The sequence below is a fragment of the Demequina lutea genome, assembly GCF_013409005.1.
In the GTDB taxonomy this organism is placed as follows: domain Bacteria; phylum Actinomycetota; class Actinomycetes; order Actinomycetales; family Demequinaceae; genus Demequina; species Demequina lutea.
Window position 1 is genome coordinate 1008159 of sequence record NZ_JACBZO010000001.1, and the last position, 21576, is coordinate 1029734.

At 66.6% G+C, this 21576-nt stretch carries 22 protein-coding genes; 10 read left to right on the forward strand and 12 right to left on the reverse strand.

Features of this window, described 5'->3' with window-relative positions; genetic code table 11:
• A complete protein-coding gene (locus BKA03_RS04885; RefSeq protein WP_062075853.1) occupies window positions 1-963 on the reverse strand; it encodes a threonine ammonia-lyase in 963 nt (320 codons plus the stop codon).
• 84 nt (window positions 964-1047) lie between these two features.
• Between BKA03_RS04885 and BKA03_RS04890 the strand changes: the two genes are divergently transcribed.
• The 6 genes from BKA03_RS04890 to BKA03_RS04915 all read left to right on the forward strand — a co-directional run bounded on the left by BKA03_RS04890 (window position 1048) and on the right by BKA03_RS04915 (window position 7178).
• Window positions 1048-1989: a LysR family transcriptional regulator gene (locus BKA03_RS04890; protein ID WP_062075854.1), complete on the forward strand. Its 942-nt coding sequence runs from the start codon at window positions 1048-1050 to the stop codon at window positions 1987-1989.
• A 326-nt stretch (window positions 1990-2315) separates the two neighbouring features.
• Complete coding sequence (locus BKA03_RS04895) at window positions 2316-2660, forward strand: YrdB family protein (protein WP_202965759.1); 345 nt, start codon at window positions 2316-2318, stop codon at window positions 2658-2660.
• A gap of 31 nt (window positions 2661-2691) precedes the next feature.
• Complete coding sequence (locus BKA03_RS04900) at window positions 2692-3525, forward strand: alpha/beta fold hydrolase (RefSeq protein WP_062075856.1); 834 nt, start codon at window positions 2692-2694, stop codon at window positions 3523-3525.
• A 49-nt stretch (window positions 3526-3574) separates the two neighbouring features.
• Window positions 3575-4192 carry a hypothetical protein gene (locus BKA03_RS04905; RefSeq protein WP_152649616.1) on the forward strand — a complete coding sequence of 206 codons (618 nt, stop codon included), beginning with the start codon at window positions 3575-3577 and terminating at the stop codon, window positions 4190-4192.
• Between the two features lie 43 nt (window positions 4193-4235).
• Window positions 4236-5318 (forward strand): branched-chain amino acid aminotransferase, encoded by a 1083-nt coding sequence (locus BKA03_RS04910; RefSeq protein ID WP_238579459.1) that lies wholly within the window; start codon window positions 4236-4238, stop codon window positions 5316-5318.
• 48 nt (window positions 5319-5366) lie between these two features.
• Window positions 5367-7178, forward strand: coding sequence for an AMP-dependent synthetase/ligase (locus BKA03_RS04915; protein WP_062075859.1), 1812 nt, complete (start codon window positions 5367-5369; stop codon window positions 7176-7178).
• Window positions 7179-7198: 20 nt separating this feature from the next.
• Here the strand turns inward: BKA03_RS04915 and BKA03_RS04920 are convergent, their stop codons facing one another.
• The 3 genes from BKA03_RS04920 to BKA03_RS04930 all read right to left on the reverse strand — a co-directional run bounded on the left by BKA03_RS04920 (window position 7199) and on the right by BKA03_RS04930 (window position 9880).
• The gene (locus tag BKA03_RS04920; protein WP_062075951.1) at window positions 7199-8461 is read right to left on the reverse strand and encodes an alpha-amylase family glycosyl hydrolase; all 1263 of its coding nucleotides are present in this window, start codon (window positions 8459-8461) and stop codon (window positions 7199-7201) included.
• 88 nt (window positions 8462-8549) lie between these two features.
• The gene (gene mltG / locus BKA03_RS04925; RefSeq protein WP_062075860.1) at window positions 8550-9539 is read right to left on the reverse strand and encodes an endolytic transglycosylase MltG; all 990 of its coding nucleotides are present in this window, start codon (window positions 9537-9539) and stop codon (window positions 8550-8552) included.
• Entirely contained in the window at window positions 9536-9880 is a 345-nt protein-coding gene (locus BKA03_RS04930) for a sigma factor-like helix-turn-helix DNA-binding protein (RefSeq protein WP_062075861.1), read from the reverse strand. The genes mltG and BKA03_RS04930 overlap by 4 nt, the downstream gene beginning before the upstream one ends.
• A 363-nt stretch (window positions 9881-10243) precedes the next feature.
• Between BKA03_RS04930 and BKA03_RS04935 the strand changes: the two genes are divergently transcribed.
• Both BKA03_RS04935 and BKA03_RS04940 read left to right on the forward strand, forming a co-directional pair.
• Window positions 10244-10948, forward strand: coding sequence for an NADPH-dependent F420 reductase (locus BKA03_RS04935; RefSeq protein ID WP_308477948.1), 705 nt, complete (start codon window positions 10244-10246; stop codon window positions 10946-10948).
• 38 nt (window positions 10949-10986) lie between these two features.
• Window positions 10987-11523 (forward strand): M48 family metallopeptidase, encoded by a 537-nt coding sequence (locus BKA03_RS04940; protein ID WP_062075863.1) that lies wholly within the window; start codon window positions 10987-10989, stop codon window positions 11521-11523.
• Between the two features lie 35 nt (window positions 11524-11558).
• Here BKA03_RS04940 and BKA03_RS04945 read toward each other — a convergent pair whose 3' ends face one another.
• Both BKA03_RS04945 and BKA03_RS04950 read right to left on the reverse strand, forming a co-directional pair.
• Window positions 11559-12764: an EAL domain-containing response regulator gene (locus BKA03_RS04945; RefSeq protein ID WP_062075864.1), complete on the reverse strand. Its 1206-nt coding sequence runs from the start codon at window positions 12762-12764 to the stop codon at window positions 11559-11561.
• Window positions 12761-15334: a hybrid sensor histidine kinase/response regulator gene (locus tag BKA03_RS04950; RefSeq protein WP_179397707.1), complete on the reverse strand. Its 2574-nt coding sequence runs from the start codon at window positions 15332-15334 to the stop codon at window positions 12761-12763. Before BKA03_RS04950 ends, BKA03_RS04945 begins: the two co-directional genes overlap by 4 nt.
• Window positions 15335-15748: 414 nt before the next feature.
• On the opposite strand from BKA03_RS04950, the gene cimA reads away from it, so the two are divergent.
• Entirely contained in the window at window positions 15749-17350 is a 1602-nt protein-coding gene (gene cimA, locus BKA03_RS04955; RefSeq protein WP_062075866.1) for a citramalate synthase, read from the forward strand.
• 17 nt (window positions 17351-17367) lie between these two features.
• The gene (gene lplAB, locus BKA03_RS04960; RefSeq protein WP_062075952.1) at window positions 17368-18429 is read left to right on the forward strand and encodes a lipoate-protein ligase LplAB; all 1062 of its coding nucleotides are present in this window, start codon (window positions 17368-17370) and stop codon (window positions 18427-18429) included.
• Window positions 18430-18499: 70 nt separating this feature from the next.
• On the opposite strand, the gene BKA03_RS04965 is transcribed toward lplAB, so the two are convergent.
• From BKA03_RS04965 to ybaK, 6 genes are all read right to left on the reverse strand, one after another.
• Complete coding sequence (locus BKA03_RS04965; protein WP_062075867.1) at window positions 18500-19222, reverse strand: VIT1/CCC1 transporter family protein; 723 nt, start codon at window positions 19220-19222, stop codon at window positions 18500-18502.
• A gap of 60 nt (window positions 19223-19282) precedes the next feature.
• Entirely contained in the window at window positions 19283-19693 is a 411-nt protein-coding gene (locus BKA03_RS04970; RefSeq protein WP_062075868.1) for a hypothetical protein, read from the reverse strand.
• A complete protein-coding gene (locus BKA03_RS04975) occupies window positions 19683-19874 on the reverse strand; it encodes a helix-turn-helix transcriptional regulator (protein ID WP_062075869.1) in 192 nt (63 codons plus the stop codon). Before BKA03_RS04975 ends, BKA03_RS04970 begins: the two co-directional genes overlap by 11 nt.
• A complete protein-coding gene (locus tag BKA03_RS04980; RefSeq protein WP_062075870.1) occupies window positions 19871-20089 on the reverse strand; it encodes a hypothetical protein in 219 nt (72 codons plus the stop codon). Before BKA03_RS04980 ends, BKA03_RS04975 begins: the two co-directional genes overlap by 4 nt.
• Before the next feature lie 101 nt (window positions 20090-20190).
• Window positions 20191-20925 (reverse strand): YggS family pyridoxal phosphate-dependent enzyme, encoded by a 735-nt coding sequence (locus BKA03_RS04985; RefSeq protein WP_062075871.1) that lies wholly within the window; start codon window positions 20923-20925, stop codon window positions 20191-20193.
• Window positions 20925-21431, reverse strand: coding sequence for a Cys-tRNA(Pro) deacylase (gene ybaK, locus BKA03_RS04990; protein ID WP_062075872.1), 507 nt, complete (start codon window positions 21429-21431; stop codon window positions 20925-20927). Before ybaK ends, BKA03_RS04985 begins: the two co-directional genes overlap by 1 nt.
• Window positions 21432-21576: the final 145 nt, after the last annotated feature.

The following is a 21576-nucleotide window of genomic DNA, read 5'->3' on the forward strand; positions in this document are numbered from 1 at the left end:
CTAAACCCCCACAGCAACCCGCCCAAGCCCTGCCATCTCCGACGCACACGCATTGCCACCAGTACACGCAAACCCCACAACACCGGGCCGCGACGCGTCGGCCAGCGCCCCGGCCAAGCCTCCAGCCCCGGCGCCCTCGCACAACGTGTGTGCCGCGGTCGCCATGAGCGACATCGCGTGGCGCAGATCGTCGTCCGAGACCAGCAGGAAGTCGTCGAGCCGCTCGCGCATGATGGACTGCGGGAGTTCAAATCCGGAGCCAGTAGCGAGCCCAGCAGCAAAGGTGTGGGCCTCCACGGTCTTCACGGTGCCGGACCTCCACGAGTCGTAGGCGGCGGATGCGCCCTCGGCCTGCACGCCCACCACGCGGGTATGAGGAGCGATCGCGTCGCGCACCAGCAGCGCCCCTGCGAGCCCCGATCCGGAGCCGACGGGCACGTACAGGGTCTCGATCTCGGGATGCGCTTGGAGCAACTCCAAGTACACGGTCCCGTGGCCGTAGACGATGGCGGGCGTGTTGCCGGGGTTCACAAAGTGCAGGCCGTCGCGCGCGGCGAGTCCCACCGCGAAGTCCGCGGCCTGGGCCATGTCCGCGCCCTCGAGCACGGCGCGGGCGCCCCAGGCGCGCACGGCATCCACCTTTTCAGCCGGGGTGCTGCGGGGCATCACGATGGTGGCCGCGACGCCAGAACGGGCGGCGGCGTAAGCCAGCGACTGCGCGTGGTTGCCGGTAGACACCGTGATGAGGCCCGCGGCGCGCTCGGCGGGGGAGAGCGTGGCGAGCAGGTTGAGCCCGCCGCGCACCTTGAACGCGCCGGTGGGCTGCACGTTCTCGTGCTTGACGATGGCGTGCGAGCCGATGGCCGCATCCAGCACTGGGTACGACCACGCCGGGGTGGGGGGCAGGAGGTCGCGCAGGCGCGCTGCCGCCGCGTAGACCCCGTCGATCGTGAGCTTCTCCATACTCCGATGGTCGCTCACCACCCATGCATCGGTCTAGTGAATGTTATCGACCATAACCATTGACGCCATCGATATGATGGAGACATGATCGATGTCAACAGGCTCCAGGTACTCGTGGCGTTGGCCAAATACGGCACCGCATCGGCGGCCGCAGAGGCCCTCCACTACAGCCAACCCACCGTGTCTCACCACCTCAAGCGCCTCGAGGCCGAGACGGGCGCGGTGCTCGTCAGGCGCGTCGGCCGAGGGCTCGTGCTCACCGAGGAGGGCGTCCGCCTTGCCGCCCGCGGCGAGGAGATCCTCGGCCTCATGTCGCGCGCCAGCACCGAGCTGGCGTCGTCGATTTCCCTGCAGAGCGGCCACGTGCGGCTGGCCATCTTCCCCTCGGGGATGGCCACGCTCGCCCCCCGCATCGTCACCGAACTGCACTCGCGCCACCCTGGCCTGGAACTCGACGTGGTCGAAGCCGAGCCCCCCGAGGCCGAGGCCCTCCTCATCGCGGGCGAGGTGGACCTCGCGGTGACGTTCACCTACGCAGGGCAGCAATGTTCCGACGCGGTGACCTCCCAGGTGCTGGGGGAGGACCCTCTCTACTTGGTGACGCCGCCTGCGCGCTATCCCAAGAGCCTGGTGACGCTCACCGACCTGGCGGGCTTCGAGGACGACGACTGGCTCGCCGGATGCGAGCGCTGCCGCGTGTACCTGGTGAGTGCTTGCGATCGTGCGGGCTTCGCACCCAAGATCCGCTTCGCCTCCGACGATTACGTGGCCGCCCAGTCGCTCATCGCCGTGGGCCACGGGGTGACGATGCTTCCCGGACTGGCGCTCGCGGCCCACCGCCACCCTGACGTCGAGGTGACGCGCGTCGAAGGCGCGGTGCGCTCGGTGCGACTGCTCTCGCTCGGCAGGCCCCCGCTACCGCCCGCGCTGGACGCGGCAAGCGCGGTGGTGCGCCACGTGGTGGCCGACGTCGTGCCCCTCGCCGACGGTTCCAGGGACTCAGAACTGGCCGTCTTTCCTGCATAGTCCCGGGTTTTCTGGGAGAACGGTCCCCCTTCTTGGCCGCATCACACCCCTACGGTTGTGCCATGCCCGCGACTCTCGCGACCATTTTCCCCGTGGTACCCCATCCGCTTCCGGCGAGCGCGGAGTTGCGGGCTGCAATCGTTGCCAACCCCGTGTTTGGCGAGTAGTTCTCAGATCACATGGCGCGCGCCATGTGGCGCGAGGGTGAGGGGCGGACCGACCGCAGGGTCGAGGCGCCGCGCCGCTGCCCATCCACCCCGCCGCCGCTCAGTGCGTGTGGTCACCTCTCGCGCGAACCGTGACCGTGGCATCATGAGCAGATGCCCATGAAGTGGTTCGGCGCGACCCTCGTCTTTTTTGCCGAGCTCGGCATGCTCGCGGGGCTCGCGTGGTGGGGCTTTCATGCGGCCGACGGCGTGGCCGCGTGGCTGCTCGCCGTGGCGCTGCCGTCCGTTGCCGTCACGCTGTGGGGGCAGTTCCTTGCGCCCAAGGCGCCCCGCAGGCTCAAAGGGATCATGCTGCCGTTTATGCGGCTCAACGTCCTGCTGCTCGGCGCCCTCGCCGCCTACCTGGCCGGCGCCGTCGCCCTCGGACTCGCGACCGCCGTGTGCGCCATCATCGGTACGGCCATGGCGGGGGACCTGGTCACTACGCCACCGGCGCGGGTCTGACGATGTGGCGCCGGCGCGCTAGCGCCTCATCATGATCCTCAACCTCCTGGACGTCCCAAACGGCACCGTCAGGTGGTACGACGGGGGCCCCGCCGACGCCCCCATCTCGGCGATGTGGCATCATGGCACCCCCAACGTCGGAGAGCCGCCCGTCCCACTCCTCGAGGCATCGGCCGCGCGTGGCATCCGCTGGCTCGGCTTCGATCGGCCCGACTACGGAGGCTCGACCGCCGTGGATGGACGCGGGGTTTCCGACGCGGCAGACCTGGCCGCGCGCGTCGCCGATGCCGCAGGCGTGGACACTTTCGCGGCCGTGGGGCACTCGGGCGGAGGACCGCACGCGCTCGCTTGCGCGGCGCTCCTTGGCGACCGTGTGACGTCGGTGGTGTCGATCAGTGGGCTCGCACCCTTCGACGCGAAGGGGCTCGACTGGTTTGCGGGAATGCATCCCGGCGGCGCCAAGGAGTTGCGCGCGGCGATGCACGGGCCGTCGAACCTCCACACGCTGTTGGCCGCGTCCGAGTTTGACCCGGAGATGTTCACCCCGGCGGATACGTTGGCGCTCGCGGGCGAGTGGTCGTGGTTCAACGGCATCGCCGCGGAGGGCGTCTCGCGCGGCCTTGGCAGCATGACGGCGGACGACGTGGCGTACGTCAAGGAGTGGGGCTTTTCGCTCGACACGATCGCGTCCCCTGCGCTCTTTGTGCACGGCACGGACGACCGCATCGTCCCCCTGAGCCACGGCCGCTGGAATGCGGTCGCGACGCCTGGAGCGGTGCTGTGGGAGAGGCCGGGAGACGGGCACATCTCGGTGATGAGTGCGGGCGTCGAGATCCTCGACTGGCTCGTCGGCACTCTCGCCTAGCGGCGCGCCCCCGATTGCGACCGTCACACCCGCAGGAGATGATGCCTAGGTGATGAACCTCGACTCCCTGAAGCCAGCCGAGCGCGTGGCGTTCGCCGATGCCGTGCTCGAACGCATCGGCGGCGATCCCTTCGGCACGGTGCCCAAGCGCGAGTTGGACATCGCGCTCTTCAGCGGCCTCGTGGCGGCGGGGTACCTCGACGCGGACGAGTCCCAGTTCTCGATGGCTCGCAAGCTGGGCATCACGCCCACGCGTGTGCGGGCGCTCATGTACGCGTATCGCCTGGCACGCGCCGACGGCGGGGGAGACCTTGCCGCGATCCTCGCCCACGTGCGTGTGGTGAGCATCGACGCGGCGGGAGACGCGGTGCTCAACGTAGAGGACGCCTTTGCGCGCGACGCGTTCGTCGCCAGGCTCAAGGACCTCGACGTCTACACCGACGGCTCGTTCAACCGCGAACGCATCACCGTCACCACGGACGTGTTTATGGCGGCGCTCGACGACGCCTTCGGGAGGGACGGCGAACGCATTCGCGCCGTGATCGAGGATCGCCTCGCGGCGCGCGGCCGCGACGGGCGCTTGCGGTTCGTCGGAGACCTTGGCAAGAAGCTGATCGGGGAAGCCGCCGGAGTCACTCTCAAAGCACTCTTGGCGGCAGCCACGTAGGCGCCACTTGCGCAGGTAAGGTGGCGGAATGGAGGCTCAGCCGATGACACATTCATTCGCGGTGACGCGCAATCCCAGCCCAGCATCGGACGCGGATCGCGCCCGGCTGATGGACTCGCCGCCGTTCGGCACCGTGTTCACCGACCACATTGCCAAGGCCACCTGGACGCTCAAGGGGGGCTGGGGCGACCACCGCGTGGAACCCTTTGCCGACCTGGTGCTCCACCCCGCCGCCCTGGTGCTGCACTACGGGCAGCAGGTGTTCGAGGGCCTCAAGGCGTACCGCTGGGCCGATGGCTCCGTGCACCTGTTCCGCCCCGCAGCCAACGCAGTGAGGTTCGCCGCATCGGCCAGCCGCCTCGCGTTGCCAGAGCTCCCCGAGGAGGACTTCCTGGCCTCGCTCGCGGCCCTGCTGAGCGTCGACGCACAGTGGGTCCCTGGAGCACCCGAGAGCAGCCTGTATCTGCGTCCCACCATGATCGCCACCGAGGCCTGCCTTGGAGTGCGACCCTCCCACACGGTCGAGTACCTGCTGATGGCCTCGCCGGTAGGCGCGTACTTCTCCGGCGGCGTCCAGCCCGTCTCGATCTGGGTCGCGCAGGGCTACCACCGCGCGGGTGCAGGCGGCACCGGCCAGGCCAAGACCGCGGGCAACTATGCCGCGTCGATGCTTCCCCAGCAGCAGGCCCAAGACAACGGTTGCGGCCAGGTCCTCTTCCTGGATGCCAAGGAAGACAAGTACATCGAGGAGCTGGGCGGCATGAACCTCTTCGCGGTGCTGAAGGACGGTTCGATCCTCACGCCGCGCCTCACCGGCACCATCCTTGAGGGTGTTACTCGCGACGCGGTCATCACGCTCTTGCAGGATGCGGGGCACAAGGTGATCGAGCGCGACATCGAACTCGAGGAACTGCGTAAAGGAGTGTCCTCGGGCGACGTGGACGAGATCTTCGCGTGCGGCACCGCCGCGGTCATTACTCCCGTGGGTCGCCTTGTGTCACCCGACTTCGACTACACGGTCGGCTCGGGGCACTCTGGCGATGTGACCATGGCGCTGCGTGAGCGGCTCACGGGGATTCAGTACGGCCGAGTTTCGGATACACACGGCTGGATGAGGACCGTCTAGGGCCACAAATCCCTCGTAACTTACGGGCCCGTAGTTTACAATTTTGTTATGACTCGCATCGTGCTGTCGTCGCCCGGTTTGGCAGTCATTCCCAAGGGAATGCACGTGGCCGCCATGCTCGCCGAGCGGGTCGCGGCGGACCCCTTGCGCGCCTTCGCCGAGGTCAAGGATGAGCACGGCTCTTGGTCGATGGTGACCCTGATCGAGTTCAACACGAGCGTCCGCGCCGTCGCCAAGGGACTGATGGCCTCCGGGGTTCAGCGGGGCGACCGCGTCGGCATCGTGGGCGAGACCCGCATCGAGTGGTCGGTCATGGACTTCGCGATTCTCGCCGCCGGGGCAGTGACGGTGCCGATCTACCCCTCGTCCTCTCAGTCGCAATTCGCGTGGATCATCGCCGATGCTGGCATCCACCTTGTCGCCGCGGAAAGGGCGGAGACCCGCGAAACCCTCGCCGCTCTGGAGGCCGCTCCCGCGCTCGTTGGCCTCGACAAGGCCGCGATGGACGAGCTCGCGCTCCTGGGCCAGATCATCTCCGATGCGGAGCTCGACGCGCGCACCAAAGACGTCACGGTCGAGGACCTTGCCACCATCATTTACACGTCGGGCACCACGGGCAGGCCCAAGGGGGCGATGCTGACGCACGGCAACCTCGTGGAGCACTCCAAGAACGTCGAGCTCGACCCCGACTTCGGGGGCTTCGTGCGCGGCGAGACGCGCGTGCTGCTGTTCCTCCCGCTCGCCCACGTGTTTGCCCGCTTCGTCATGCTGGTCGCGCTGGGCTCGGGCGCCGTGATCGGCTACGCGCCCTCCCACAAGACGCTCGCGGCCGACCTCAAGAGTTTCCGTCCCACCTGGATGCCCCTGGTGCCCCGCGTGCTCGAGACCATCTACAACCGCGCGGACACGTCGATGACGGGCGTACGCAAGACGCTCTTCCGCTGGTCAGCCAAGGTGTCGAGGGAAAAGTCGAGGGCGCGAGACGAGGGCACTCACAGGGCCACGCTCGGGCTGCGCTTCGCGATCGCCGACAAGCTGGTGTTGGGCAAGATCCGCGAGCTTCTTGGCGGCCAGATGGCCTACTTCCTGTCGGGCGGCGCCAAGCTGACGCCCGAGGTGGGGCACTTCTTCCGCGGGCTTGGCGTCGAGGTGCTACAGGGTTACGGCCTGACCGAGACCACGGCGGCGCACTCGGGGTCACCCGACAAGACGGGCATCATGGGCACCGTGGGCAAGCCCATTGCAGGAGGCATGCTCACCCTGGCCGACGACGGCGAGATCCTCACCAAGGGCGCCAACACCTTCGCCGGCTACTGGAACGCGCCCGAGGCGACTGCGGAGGTCATGCGCGACGGCTGGTTCGCCACCGGCGACCTGGGCGAGATTCGCGACGGGGCGCTCAGCATCGTCGGCCGCAAGAAGGAGCTCCTCGTCCTGTCGTCGGGCAAGAATGTGCAGCCCGCCATGCTCGAGGACGCGATGCGTTCGCACCCCGCCATCCAGGACACCGTGGTGGTGGGCGAGGGACGGCACTTCGTGTCCGCCCTAGTAGCGCTGGACGAGGCGCTGCTCGCCGCGTGGCTGACCGCGCACAAGCTCCCCGAGATGGGCGTCGAGGAGGCCTCGATGAATGAGCGCGTGCGCGAACTCGTGGGCCGCGCCATCGCGGCGGCGAATGAGCACGTGTCCCGCGCGGAGGCGATCAAGGAGTACCGGATTCTGCCCCGCGGGTTTTCCGAGGCCCGCGAGGAGATGACCGCGTCACTCAAGATCCGCCGCGACGTGGTGATCACGCACTTCGCCGACGTGGTCGAGGAGATATACTCCCGAGCCATGCCGACGGCGACTGAATCGGTGTAGCTCGCCGCTCACAAGTCGGTCTAGGTCTGGTTCACCGGCACGACGGTGACGTGCGGCGCGGCGGCCAGGTCGGCACCGAGATCGGCATCCACGCGCAGGGCCTCGCCCTCGTTCTCGCCGCGGGCCACGTAGGTGATCCTGGTGTTCTCGAGCAGCTCGACCGTGACGCTCGACCGCGTCAGCCACGGATTTTTGCGGCGCAGATCGAGGGCCTCGCGGTGGGCCTCAAGCACGCGCGCCGCGTCGGCAGCGGAGGCCCAATCGGCAGGGGGTGTGGGCGGGTATTCGGGCCGCACGGCATCGTCGCCGCCGATGCGATCCTCCTTGACGCCCAGCGCGCCCACCTCGTCGCCGTAGTACACGAATGGCGTGCCGGGCAGCGTCATGAGTAGCCACAGGGCCGCGATCGCACCATCGACGCCCACCTGCGAGGCGATGCGGGTGACGTCGTGATTGCCAACGAACGTGGAAGGGGTGAAGGCCTCGCAAAACTCAAGGTGGCGCGTGAGGGTCCAGTCAAGCTCGAAGAAGTTGCGGTTCGCGATCGAGCTCCAGAGCGACTTCCACAGTTCGTACTGCGTGACGCTGTCGACCGTGCTCGCCGCGGCGATCGCGGCGTAGTCGCCGTGGATCACCTCGGCCAGGAACCAGGCGTCGGGGTGGGAGGCGCGCGTGCGTCCCAGGACATCGGCCCAGAAGTCGTTCGGGACCGCATAGGCGGCGTCGAGGCGCCACGAGGTGGCCCCGAGGCCGAGCCAGTGCATCATGACCTCGGCCGTGTAGGCGCGCACCTCCTCGGCGTCGTGCCTGAGGGTGATGAGGCCGCCATGGCCCTCAAACACGTGCGCCGATGCCGTGCCGTCGGCCGCGTGGTCGACACGCACGCGCTTGGCGCCGGGGGAGTCGGGCCCGTTGGCCAGCGCGTCAAGAACCCACGGATGCTGGTCGCCCACGTGGTTGAAGACGCCATCGAGGGCCAGGTGCATTCCGCGTGCCGCACACGCCGCGGCGAGCGCGTCGAAGTCCGCCTCGGTGCCAAGGCGCGGGTCGATCGCGAGGTGGTCGAGCGTGTCGTAGCCGTGACTCGACGAGCGGAAGATCGGGCCGAGCAGCAGACCCTCGAAGCCGAGGTCCGCCGCGTAGTCGAGCCACGGGATGAGCGACGTCAGGGTGCGGGTGGGTGCCGCTGGAGCGGATGCCGCACCGCCATCGGGCCGGATCGTGGCGCCAAGGAACCCGAGGGGGTAGACGTGCCACCACACAACCTGTGCCTGATGCCGCACGCGAGCCACCTTCCTGGGGTGTCACTCACTCTGGCATGACCGCGGGCGTGCTGCTGACACGAGCTCGCCGAGCTTGGTCGTGCGAGGTCTAGTTGCCCGGATCCGGCGGCACGGATGCGGCGTGTTCGCTGACCCACTGTTGAAGCTTCTGCACGTTCGCCTGGTGCTCCGCGAACGTCGTTGCGTACGCGGTCTCGCCCGTGTCGAGGTTGACGGTCACGAAGAACAGCCAGTCGCCCTCGGCCGGGTTGAGGACCGCGCGGATCGATGCATCGGAAGGCGCCGCTATCGCGCCGGGCGGGAGCCCCTGGTACAGGTACGTGTTGTACGGAGAGTCGATGGCCCTGTCGGCGTCCGTGGTGAACACTCCCTCGACCGGCGAGATGTACTTGACCGTCGAATCGAGCTCGAGCTTCATTCCCTTTGCCAAGCGGTTGTCGATGACGCGCGCGATCTTGGGCCTGTCCACGTCAAGCTTGGCCTCGCGCTCCACGAGGGATGCCTTGGTGATGACCGTCTGCCAGTCAGCGCGGGGCACGCCCAGGTCCGTGAACTCCTTTACGCGCGCCGAGACCATCAGGTCGGCGGCATCGCGCACCGTGGGCGCAACGGTGAGGTCGAACGTGCCTGGCATCGGCCAGCCCTCTGGTGTGCTTGCCTCGGGAGCGAGCTCCCGGACCGATGCAGTGATCGCGGCGAGCGCATCGTCTTGCGAGACCCCGTATGCCTCACTGAGCTTGGTAGAAACGAAGTCGAGCGTGTGGGCACTTGGCACGGTGACGGCGTCTTCGATGCGCGCGGGTGCTGGGCTCGGCGACGGCGATTCGCTCGTTGTCGCGGGGCTCGCCAGCGTGCCGCCCGGTGCCAGGGCATTGCCCTGGCCGAACGCCGCCAGTCCGCCCCACGTCGCGCCACCAATGACGCCGATGCCCGCCACGGTGGTCGCGGCGGCCCTCGCGGTGCGGTGGCGGCGGACCCGACGGGTCACGTCGGCATGACCGGACGCAAGAGCGCTCTGAGCGAAGTGGCCGGCGCCCGCACGGGCGATGCGTTCAAGTTCTTCGTGTGCGGTGTTCATGAGTTGCCTCCAGAGTGGGAAACGACGGCGATTTTCTCGTCGGCGGTGAAGTCGATGTCGGCGCTCGCTCGCAAGGCGGCGACGGCGTCGGACAGGTAGCGCTTGACGGTGCCCGTCGCCAGGCCGAGCTCGGAGGCGATCGCGCCCACGGGCTTGTCCTCGAGGTAGCGCAGCACGATGCAGGCCCGCTCGCGCGGGGGGAGGGCGAGGATTGCCTCGTGAAAGGCGACGCTCGTAGCGACGGCGTCGGCGCTGTCGCCCGTCAGGACGTAGGCGTAACCGAAGAGGGCGGGGCCACGCTCGCGGACCAACTCATCCAGTGCGCGAGACCATGTGCTCATGGGGTCGTCCTTGCGCGCTTCATGCAGGTAGTACGCAGATGAGGCATTGGGGGTTGGGTTGCCACGCGCAATGTTCCCACTAGGAATAGATTGGACGAGCAGGTTGCAACTAAGAACGGGAGAGAGGGGCGCAATCCCATGAGGACCTATCCGTATCACTCGAGGAATCCGGATGATCCCGATGTGTACCACAATCACAACGACTGCCCGGAGGGCGAGAAGATTCCGGCCGGTCAACGGGCGAACGGTACGAACGACTACTCCCAATGCGAGCAATGCAAGGACAAGGGCTAGAGTCCTGGTCCTGTGGCTTGGGATTGCGGCGTCGCATTGACCGGATAGGCCTTCGTGCGGGGCGAGGTCGTGGAAGCGGGCCGCCGTGTTCGGGAATTGCTCTCGCCCCGCGCCCGTTCACTCCACATGCCTACTATCGCAATGATCGGTGCCGGCAGGATCGGCACGAACGTGGCCCAGGCGGCCGTCAACGCAGGTTACGACGTGGTGCTCGCCAACTCTCGCGGCCCCGAATCACTCGCGGACGTGGTCGCGCAGCTTGGACCCAAGGCCCGCGCCGCGACGGCCCACGAGGCCGCCGAGGCCGGTGACCTGGTGCTCATCGCGGTTCCCTTGCACGCACGCGAAGCGGTCCCTGTGGAGCCGCTCAAGGGCAAGGTCGTGATCGACGCGAACAACTATTACCCGCAGCGCGACGGCCGTATAGAGGCGCTCGACACCAACGCCTCCACCACGTCAGAGCTGCTCCAGGGTCACTTGCCCGAGAGCCATGTCGTGAAGGCCTTCAACAACATCTACGCCAACGAGATCCCTACCGACGGGTTGCCGACGGGCACCGAGAACCGCCGCGCCTTGCCCATTGCGGGGAACGACGGCGTCGCGAAATCCGCCGTCGCGCAGTTCCTCGACAGCCTGGGATACGACGCCGTCGATCTGGGGCCCCTGACCGAGTCCTGGCGCGTCGAGCGTGACACCCCGGCATACGTAAAGCGGACAACCGCGGATGAGTTGCGCGCCTTGGCGGCCGACACACAGCGGGTGCAGCAAGCCTGAGTGACGGTGTCTGAGGCCGGGCGTACTCTGATCGCACCATGGAAGCGCCGTTCGAATACACGATCAATCGCAAGCGGATCAAGAACCTTCGCCTCACGGTGAAGGCACCGCACGGCGAGGTGGTCGTGAGCGCGCCCAGGCATGTGCCGGTGTCCACGATCTCCGCGTTCGTTGCGGACAAGGCCGCGTGGATTGCCAAGCACAGGGAGCGGCTCGCCGGTCAACCTCAGCCGCTCGCGGCGGGCCCCGAGGCGGAGGCGCTGCGGAGCACTCTGAAGACCAACGTGCCGCCGCTCATGGAGTATTGGGCGCAAGTAATGGGCGTCCCGATGCCCACGATCGCCATTCGCCGCATGAAGACGCGATGGGGCACGTGCAACACGACCACCAAGCGCGTCACGCTCAACCTGGAACTCGCGCGACGCGACCCGTCGCTTCTCGAATACGTCATCGTCCACGAACTCGCACACCTCATCGAGCGAGGGCACAACGCGCGCTTCTACTCAGTGATGGACGAGCACCTGCCCGACTGGAAGCATCGCAGGCGCGTGCTCAACGGCACCGCTGCATCGTGAACCCAGCGGCGTAGGGCGCCGCGTCGTGAGGGGTGCTAGAGGCGGGCGTTGTGAGCGACGATCCATGCCTCGAGGTCGGACTCGGTCATGGGGTACCCGATGTGGTAACCCTGGGCAAAGTCGCATCCCATTTCGCTCAGCACTTCCAGCGCCGCCGCCGTTTCGACGCCTTCCGCCACGCATTCAACTCCGAGGCCCCTGCTGAGATCGAGCATTGAACGAACCATGACCTCAGCGGGTAGCGATGAGCCAAGGTTGCGAACGAAGGACCTGTCGATCTTGACCTCGGTGAACGGCATCGTCGATAGCTGGACCATCGACGAGTAGCCGGTGCCAAAGTCGTCGATCGACAATTGGAAGCCGTCGAGCCGCAAACGGGTGAGGATCTCAAGCGACTCGGTCGGGTTGGCCATCGCGCTCGTCTCCGTGACCTCAAGGATGATGCGTGACGGGTCGACTCCAGACCGATGGCATTCGGCCAACAGCCGGGTGCCCAGGTCGGGACCGGTGAGCTCGACCGCGGAAATGTTGATTGCGAGCCGCTCCGAGGTGTGGGCCCTCGCGGACGCGAACCACGCCATCGAGGTGGCGGCGACCGAGTCCGTCACGAGACTCACGAGGCGCAGGCTCTCGGCTCTCGGAATGAACGCATCGGGCGGGATGGCGCCCAGGGTGGGGTGGCTCCAGCGGACGAGTGCTTCGTAGCCAACGAGGCGACCATCGACGCAGGCCACCTTGGGTTGGAAGGCCACGCCGAGCTCATCGCGGGCCACGGCGCGCAGTAGCGCCTCCTCGAAACGGTCCGAGTCCCATTCGCCGAATACGTCGAGTACCGCGCCGTCTGCGTCGGGCGCGTGCGAACCGGCCGCGAGCACCGCCGCAACGTCCGCCCTGTGGAATGGCTTGTGAAGCACTCCGCCGTATGCAAGCCCGCTCGCGGAGGCAAATTGCCTGGCAGAGTCCAGGATCTTTGCACCCATGCCGCTCGCGATCACGACCGCGGCATCCGAGTGCATCTCGGCAAGGGCCTTCAGCACCGTGAGCCCGTCGACCTCGCCCATCACGAGGTCCACCACCACGAAGGTGGGCTTCCAGTCGCGTGCCAACGAATAGAACAACTCCGGGTCGTCGGTGACCTTTGCATCGAAGCCCGAGGCGTGCGCATGGGCGACGAGCATCGCGCCGACGAGGTGATCGTCGTCGATGATGAGGACGCGGCCCTTGGGCCGTTGTGTTTTCATGACGGGTCCGCTGCGATGGTGGCAAGCAGATCGCCGACGCGCTCGACGAGTTGCCTTGTGGAGTAAGGCTTCGCGAGGAGCTTCACCCCTGGGTCGAGCCTGTCGTTGTGGATAATGACGTTTTCCGTGTACCCGGAGGCATAGAGGACCGGAGTGCCGGGGCGCCTCGCTACCACCGCGTCGGCGAGCTGGCGTCCCGTCATTCCTCCCGGCATGATCACGTCGGTGAACAGCAGATCCAGTCGCTCTATCGCCTCGAGCGCCTCGAGCGCTGCTGGGCCGGAGGCCGCCGCAACCACCTCGTATCCCTTGGCCCTCAGGCGATCAGTGGCGAAGACCCTCACCAGGTCGTCGTCCTCCGCGAGCAGGATCGTGCCAGTCAAGGGTCCCGTGGAGATCTGCACGCTCGCCGGTCTTGGGGGGACGGGCACCTTCACAGCCGGCGGCAAGTACATTCTAAAGGAGGTCCCGTAACCTAACTCGCTGTATACGGTGATGTGTCCGCCGCTTTGCTTGATGAATCCCCACACCATCGCAAGCCCAAGGCCCGAGCCCTGTGCCGTCATCTTGGTGGTGTAGAACGGGTCGAAGAGGTGTCCCATGTGATCAGGGTCGATTCCGGTGCCCGAGTCGCTGACCGTCACCGCCACGTAGGTGCCCGCGGCGACGTCGGCATGAGCCGTCACGTATGGCTCGTCGAGCGTGACGGTGCCCACCTCGATGGTCAGGGTGCCGCCGTCAGGCATGGCGTCCCTCGCATTGATGGCCAGGTTGAGGAGCGCGTTTTCGAATTGGCCAGGGTCCACCTCGGCCGGAGCGATTCCGTCTGTTTTGACCACGATGTCGATGTGTTCGCCCAGGGTGCGGCGCAACATTGGTTCGAGTTGTTTCAGTCGCTCCGAGAGGTCTACCGATTGGGGTTCCAAAGGCTGGCGACGTGCGAACGCCAGGAGCCGATGGGTGAGTTCCGCGCCGCGCTCGGCCGCGCTGCCGATGAGCTTGGCCATTTCGCGGGAGTCGTCCGTGAGCGTGGGGTCTGCGGTCAACGCGTCGGCGCCGCCCAAGACCACGGTGAGCAGGTTGTTGAAGTCGTGGGCGATGCCGCCAGTGAGCTGGCCAACCGCCTCCAGTCGCTGTGACTGAGCCAATTGTTCGGAAAGTTGGCGGACCTCGGTCACGTCGCGGAAAAAGACCGTCGCACCCACGGCGCTGGGGGAGATCGATATCTCGAGCCACTTGCCCGTCAACGTGCGGTACGAGAAGCGTTCGAGTGTGTGGCTTTCCAGCGTCTGTGCGACGGTGCCGCGGAGATCGCGTCCCTCAAGGCCGGGGAACTGCTCCCAGACGGTGCGGCCGAGCAACTCCTCTCGAGTGTGTTCGAGGATGCGTTCCGCGCTGGCGTTGACGTAGACAAAGCGCCAGTCAAAGTCGAAGGCAGAGACTCCTTCACTCATGCTTTCGAGGATGATCTCACGTTCGGCAGCAAGCGCCTCCGCTTCCTCGCGCAGCCGCCGAGTCGCGTCGACGTTGATGGTGCTTCCCCACCACCGCACAATCTCGCCGCTTGAGTTCCTCTCCGGCTGCGCGGCCACGTGATGCCAGCGATAGATGCCATCCGCTCCGCGAACCCGGTACTCGATGTCGAGGTTGCTACCCGCGGCGCGCACCTCACTCCACTGTTCGAGGACCCCGTCAATGTCGCGGGGGTCGACTGTGGTCACCCACCCGTCATTTTGCAATTCCTCGTCAGGCAGGCCGGTGTACCTCGACAAGAAGTCATTGAAATAGTCGACGTGCCCTTGGGGGTCGGCGGTCCAGATGATGATCGGAAGCGACTTCGCGAGCTGCGAGAAGCGGTTTCCCAAGACCGATGCCGCGAGTTCCGCCTCCTTCCACAGGGTGATGTCCTGGACCGTGCCGTGCACGCGGGCAACCGAGCCGTCGTCGAACTGAGTCTTCTCGCCCATGGTGACGATCCACCGGTGGGTGCCGTCAGGTTTGTTGATCCTCACTTCCTCCCTGAAGGGGATGCCGGACTCCCAAGCGCGCGTGACGCGGTCCCTCAGGCGTTGAGCGTCGGCCGGATCCATGTGGCTCAAGACCTCGCTTCGCAGCGGGCGGTCGCCCGGTCGGGTGCCATGCATGATGGCGGCCTCATCCGACAAATCCATGCGGTCGTCGTCAACCTCGATGGACCACGTTCCAATCGGTGAGATCGTGCTCGCAGCCGCGAGCATGCGCCTGTCTAGGTCCCTGTCGCCCTCGGCGGCGTGAAGTGCCTTTCCGAGTTCGTAGTTCTTGAGCTCTCGCTGAATGACAGCGATCGCGACGACCGCGATCAGCGCGATGACCGCGGACGCCATCACACGGCTGAAGACATCCATGCCGGTTCCGCCAGGAGTGCCCGGGTGTTTCTTGAGGGCGAACGCGATGAACGTGAGCCCCACAGCGCCGAACGCGGTGCGAATCACCGTTTTGCTACGTCGTGAGAAGGCCGCCACCAGCACCGTCACCGCATAGAGGTAGGCGATGTCGTATCCGTGCGGAAGGAGGATGTCTACAACAAACACTGTGAGAGTGGAGGTGACTCCGATGGTCCTGAGGATTGCGGCGCGTGTCAACAAGGGCGCGTACCAGGATTGTGTCATCGCGCGCTCGCCGCATAGATCGGCGGCGGGCCGCCCCGCACCGTCGCCACTTCCACGCTTACGGACATAGGACCATCGTAGGAGGCGTTGCGTGGCAAACCCAAAGATAGTGTGAGATCGTCCACAAATAGTTGGCGCGAGTCCCGTCAGGGCCCAGGGGCCGGCGCATCGCGATTGCCGCCAAAACCCGGGTGTTGTGTCACAATGAAGTCGATGGAAACAACGGTCATCATTCCGTAGCGCGTCGGCACCCCCGACGCGCAGCCTCCCGATGCCTGGGGGGCTTTTTTGTTGGAGCGATTGGTGCTGGCGGGCCGCTAGAACGAGGAGAGCATCATGGCGGGTCTCACCGTGGAGATCTATGACACGACGCTGCGTGACGGCGCGCAGCAAGAGGGTATGAACCTGTCGGTGGCGGACAAGATGGCCATCGCGGCACTTCTCGACGAGCTCGGGGTGGGAGTCATCGAGGGCGGATGGCCCGGTGCGGTTCCCAAGGACACCGACTTCTTCTCGCTTGTGGCCAAGGAACTCACGTTCAAGAACGCCCAGTTTGCGGCATTTGGCATGACCCGACGCGCGGGCACCTCGGCTGGCTCGGACCCCCAAGTGCGGGCGCTCCTTGACTCCGAGGCACCCATCATCACGCTCGTGGCCAAGTCCGACGTGCGACACGTCGAGCGGGCACTGCGGGTGTCGGGCGACGAAAATCTCGCGATGATTTCCGAGACCGTCGCGTTCTTGGTGGGTGAGGGACATCGAGTCCTTCTCGACGCGGAACACTTCTTCGACGGCTATCGCTACGACTGTGAATACGCCGTTCGCGCGCTGCTCGCAGGCGCCGAAGCGGGCGCATCGACGCTGGTTCTCTGCGACACCAATGGTGGAATGCTCCCGGATGAGGTGGACCGCATCGTGACGGAAGTTGCCGCGAGGACCACCACCACGCTCGGAATCCACGCACACAACGATTCGGGCTGCGCGGTCGCGAACTCGATGGCTGCCGTCGCCGCGGGTGCGTTGCACGTACAGGGATGTGTCAACGGTTACGGGGAGAGGACCGGCAACGCGGACCTCATCGCCGTCGCCGCGAACCTCGAGCTCAAGCGCGGAGCCATTGCGCTCAAGTCGGGCGGTCTTCGCGAGTCGACCCGGCTGTCGCACGCGATCTCGGAGATCACCAACATCGCTCCCTTCCCCCGCCAGCCCTACGTAGGAGCGTCGGCGTTTGCGCACAAGGCTGGCCTCCACGCATCGGCGATCAAGGTGGATCCCGACCTGTACCAGCACACCGACCCCGCAGGCGTCGGCAACGACATGAGGATGCTCGTGTCGGAGATGGCGGGTCGCGCGTCGATCGAGCTCAAGGGCAAGGAGCTCGGCTTCGACCTCGCCGGTCAGGGCGAACTTCTTACTCGCGTCACCGAGCGCGTCAAGAACGCCGAGGCCCAGGGCTACACCTTCGATGCGGCCGATGCGTCGTTTGAGTTGCTGTTGCGCTCGGAGCTTGGCGAGGCGCCGAGGTACTGGACGGTCGAAAACTGGGCCGTCAACGTCGCGTCCACGCCAGGCGACCCGAAGAACGCCAACGCCGAGGCGGTCGTGAAGCTGCGAGCCGGAGGCGAACAACGCATCCTCACGGTGGGGGAGGGCAATGGCCCCGTGAACGCTCTCGACCACGCGCTGCGGCAAGCGGTCAGCACCGTGTACCCCGAGATCGGACGCTTCGACCTGGTCGACTTCAAGGTGCGCATCATGGACGCCTCTCACGGCACCGATGCCGTCACACGAGTGCTCATCACGACGGTGGACACGGAGACGGGGCGCTCGTGGCGCACCGTGGGCGTGGGCCCCAACGTGATCGAGGCCTCGTGGGAGGCCCTCACGGACGCACTGTTCTACGGATTGCTGAAGGCGGACGTAGTCCCCATTCCGTAACGGGGACAATGGACACCATGCATGGTGAATACAAGATCCCTGGCGGCAAGCTCGTAGTTGCCGATGTCGAAACCTCTGGTGAGGGCACCGAGGCGGCGCTGAGCGGCGTCGTCATCTCGGGAGACTTCTTCCTTGAGCCCGCCGAGGCGCTTGTCGCGATCAACTCGCAATTGGTGGGGATGCCCACATCTATGCCCGTCGCAGAGTTGGCCGCTGCGGTGTCTCGCGCCGCTGGGGCCGATTCACGGTTCATCGGCTTCAGCCCCGAGGCCGTCGCGATCGCCGTGAGGCGCGCGCTCGGCCACGCGACAGGTTGGCACGACCACACGTTTGAACTCATTCACGACGAGCCGCGAGAACCTCACCTGCAGATGGCCCTCGACGAGGTGCTCGCCCAAGAGGTGGGCGCGGGCCGGCGCGGGCCGGCGCTCCGCATTTGGGAATGGGAGCGCAACACCGTGGTGATCGGTTCCTTCCAGTCGATTCGCAACGAGATCGATTCCGAGGGTGCGGCGCGTCACGAAGTCACGGTCACGAGGCGCGTGTCTGGCGGCGGCGCGATGTTCATTCAGCCTGGCAACACCATCACCTACTCGTTGTATGCGCCGTCGTCCCTGGTTGAGGGCCTGTCCTTCGAACAGTCGTACGCGTTCTTGGACGACTGGGTGCTTGGCGCGCTGCGCGAGTTGGGGATCCAGGCCACGTACGTGCCGCTCAACGACATCGCCTCGCCGGCGGGCAAGATCGCGGGCGCCGCACAGAAGCGCTACATCGCGGGAGCGGTGCTCCACCACGTCACGATGGCGTACGACATCGACGCCGACGCGATGCTCGATGTGCTGCGCATTGGCCGCGAGAAGCTGTCCGACAAGGGAACCAAGAGCGCCAACAAGCGCGTGGACCCGCTGCGGAGCCAGACGGGGATGACTCGTGACGCGATCATCGAGTCGTTCCTGGGCCACTTCGAGTCGCGCTACGCGACCGTGCCTGGAGCTGTGCGGGCCGACGAGCTCGCCAAAGCCGAGGCCCTCGCCGTCGAGAAATTCGCCACGGACGCGTGGATCAATCTCGTGCCGTAGGCACGGTGGGAGTCGGCGTAGCGCCGTAGGCGCGGCGGGAGTTGGCGTGGCGCCGTAGGTGCGCGGCCGACTAGAGCGTCGAGCCGACCAAGAGGCCGATGCCGTACGTGATCACCATGGCCGCGGCGCCACCGCTGACGTTGCGCACGATCGCCTTGATGAAGGGCGAGTGCGCCACATGGGCAGACGTGTAGCCGGTGATCGCGAGAGCGATGAGCACCATGATGAACGTCAGGGGAATCCTGAGGTGCGCCGGCGGGAGCAGCGTGGTGAGCAAGGGGCCGATGCCGCCCACGCTGAACGCGATCAGGGATGCGATGCCGGCGTGCATGGGCTTGGTGAGTTCGTCTGGATCGACGCCAAGGTGCATGCGGGCGTGGATCGCGATGGGGTCCTTGGCGGTCTGCTCGACGGCGGCCTTGCGGGCCGTCTCCTCGGACATTCCGGTCTCCATGTTGAGGCGCACCAACTGCTCGAGTTCCCATGCGGGGCGGGCCTTCTGCCAGATCCGTTCGCGCGCGATCTGCGCCTCTTCGGCGTCGCGCTGGCTCGACACCGACACGTATTCGCCCACGCCCATCGATAGCGCACCTGCCGCGATGCCGGCCATGGCGGCCGTGAAGATGACGCCGCTGTCGGTCGTTGCCGCGGCCACGCCGACAAGAAGCGCGGCGATCGAGACGATGCCATCGTTCGCCCCCAACACTCCGGCGCGAAGCCAGTTGAGTCGGGAGGAGATGTCGGCCTCGTCGGGGCCGCGCCTGAAGTCGGCTTTGTGTGTGGGGCTACTCATGCCGCCAAATGTACCTTTGGCTTCGCAGGGGCGGTAGGAAGGCTTGCCTTCCTCGATACGCTACGAGCGGCGCAGGCGAATCAGGAGACTGACCGCGAACGCGGCCTCGCCTCCAATGAGGACCGCGCCGCCCGGCAGTAGCGGGGGAATGTTCCACAATCCCGCGATGGTGACGATGAGCCCCACCCCGAACATGGCGAGCGCCGCGTCGGCGCCAGCGCGCACCGAGATGGCCCGCTCTCGCTCGTCCTTGATTCCCAACATGACCCGGGCGGCCGCGGGTCTACGCGCGCCGAGGGCGGCCGACAGAATGAACAACACGAGGACGGCACCAGCGCCGATCATTGCCCCCTTTCCGAAGTCGGGCTTGTGCACGAGGTGCGCCGCGATGCCCAAGGCGGCGCCGGCAATCGTGCCTCCGACGAGGCCGCCGAGGAACTTGCGGGCGGAAAGACCGGACTCAGTGAACATGGAAGATCTCCTCAACTGTGGCTTGGAAGTGGCGAGCGATCGCGATCGCCAATGGGAGAGACGGGTCGTACTTGCCCGTCTCGATCGAGTTGATGGTCTGGCGCGAGACACCCAAAGCGTCGCCGAGCGCCGCCTGGGACAGTCCCGAGGCCTCGCGCAATTCGCGGACATCGTTCTTCACGACTGGTCTCGATTCCGGCGGCCGACCATCAGTCGGGCGCCGAGCACCGCGAGCGCGAGCAGGATGCCTGTCACGACGCCCCACCACGTCGACGGGTCAGACCACCGCGACTCGTGTTCGCCGTGAAGGGCCGCCATGACGAGCGCAGGCAACGTGGCCAGCGGTACGAACACGGCGAGGTTCGGCTTGAGTGTGGAACGCTTGTCGCGGTTCATGACGACCTCCTTGCGATGACAAGTGACCTTGTCATGACAAGGATGCTTGACAGAAGACCATTTGTCAAGCGTGCTTGACAACAAAGGGCTCAACCGGCGGTTTACCGGGTGCGATGCCCCATGACGGCGGTGCCGACGCGCACAATAGTCGCGCCTTCGGCGATGGCCCACTCGAGGTCGTTCGACATGCCCATCGAGAGTTCCCAGGCCTCCCGCAGGTCGATCTCGCCTCGTTCCGACCGGATCAGCGCCTCGTCCCTGAGTGCGGCGAGCCGCGCGTAACCGGCTCGGACCGCCTCCTCGTCGGGCGAATTGAGGCCGATAGTCATGAACCCCGTGACCGTGAGGAAGGGCAGCGCCTGCGCGGCCGAGGCAAGCCTGAGAGCCTCGCGTGGTGCGACGCCGGCCTTCGAGTCTTCGCCGGAAACGTTGACCTGGATCATCACGTCCAGGTTCTTCTCCGCCTCGGCACACAGGCGCGACAAGCGCTCGGCGAGCGCGAGAGAGTCGACGGTCTGGACGCAATCCGCGAACTCGATGGCGGTCGCGGCCTTGTTGCGCTGCAGCTGGCCGATCACGTGGATGCGCGCGCCGGCGGCGCGGAGCGCCGCGCCCTTGACCTCGAGCTCCTGCATGCGCGACTCACCCACGAGGACCGCGCCCGCACGCACCGCCGCGACGGCGGCATCGGCGTCCCATGCCTTGGTGGCCACGAGCAGCTGCACGTGGGAGGCCGCGCGCCCCGAGGTGTACTCGGTGGTGTGGATGCGGGCGCGCACCTCCGTGAGCCGGGCCGCGTAATCCCATGCGGGCGTGGCGGCCGCGAGATCCGCCATCAGGCGTCCTTCGCGAGGGGGGCGATGACCGCGTGGGTCACCGCGACGAGGTCAGCGGGTGACAGGCCGATGTCGAGGCCGCGCCTGCCGCCGCTCACGTAGATCACGTCGTACAACTCGGCCGTCTCGTCGAGGGCGCTAGGGAGAGCCTTGCGCTGGCCGATGGGGGAGATGCCGCCCACGACGTATCCGGATGACCGCTCGGCGTCGGCCGGGGGAGCCATCTCGGCCTTCTTGCCGCCCAACGCGTGAGCGAGAGCCTTGAGGTCGAGCATCCCGCTCACGGGCACGATTCCTACTGACAGGTGCCCGTCGACGTACGCGCACAGGGTCTTGAAGACCTGCTCAGGGTTGACGCCGATCGCCGCAGCGGCCTCGAGGCCATAGCCGAGGTCGCTCGCCGGGTCGTGCTCGTAGTGGTGAAGGGTGTGGTCGATGCCCGCCTCTACCAGGACGGCAACGGCAGGCGTCGACGCGTGCTCATGCTTGGCGGCGTGCTTGGACATGGTTCCATTGTGCCGCGCCGGGCCACGTCCGGTGGTGAAACGTCGGGTGAGCACCACATATCCACTTTCGTTTGCTCGGACGTGCGGGGAGGCGGTGGCGACTGTCGATTTGTGGTGCTCACGCGACAGTTCGCGCGGGGAGTTG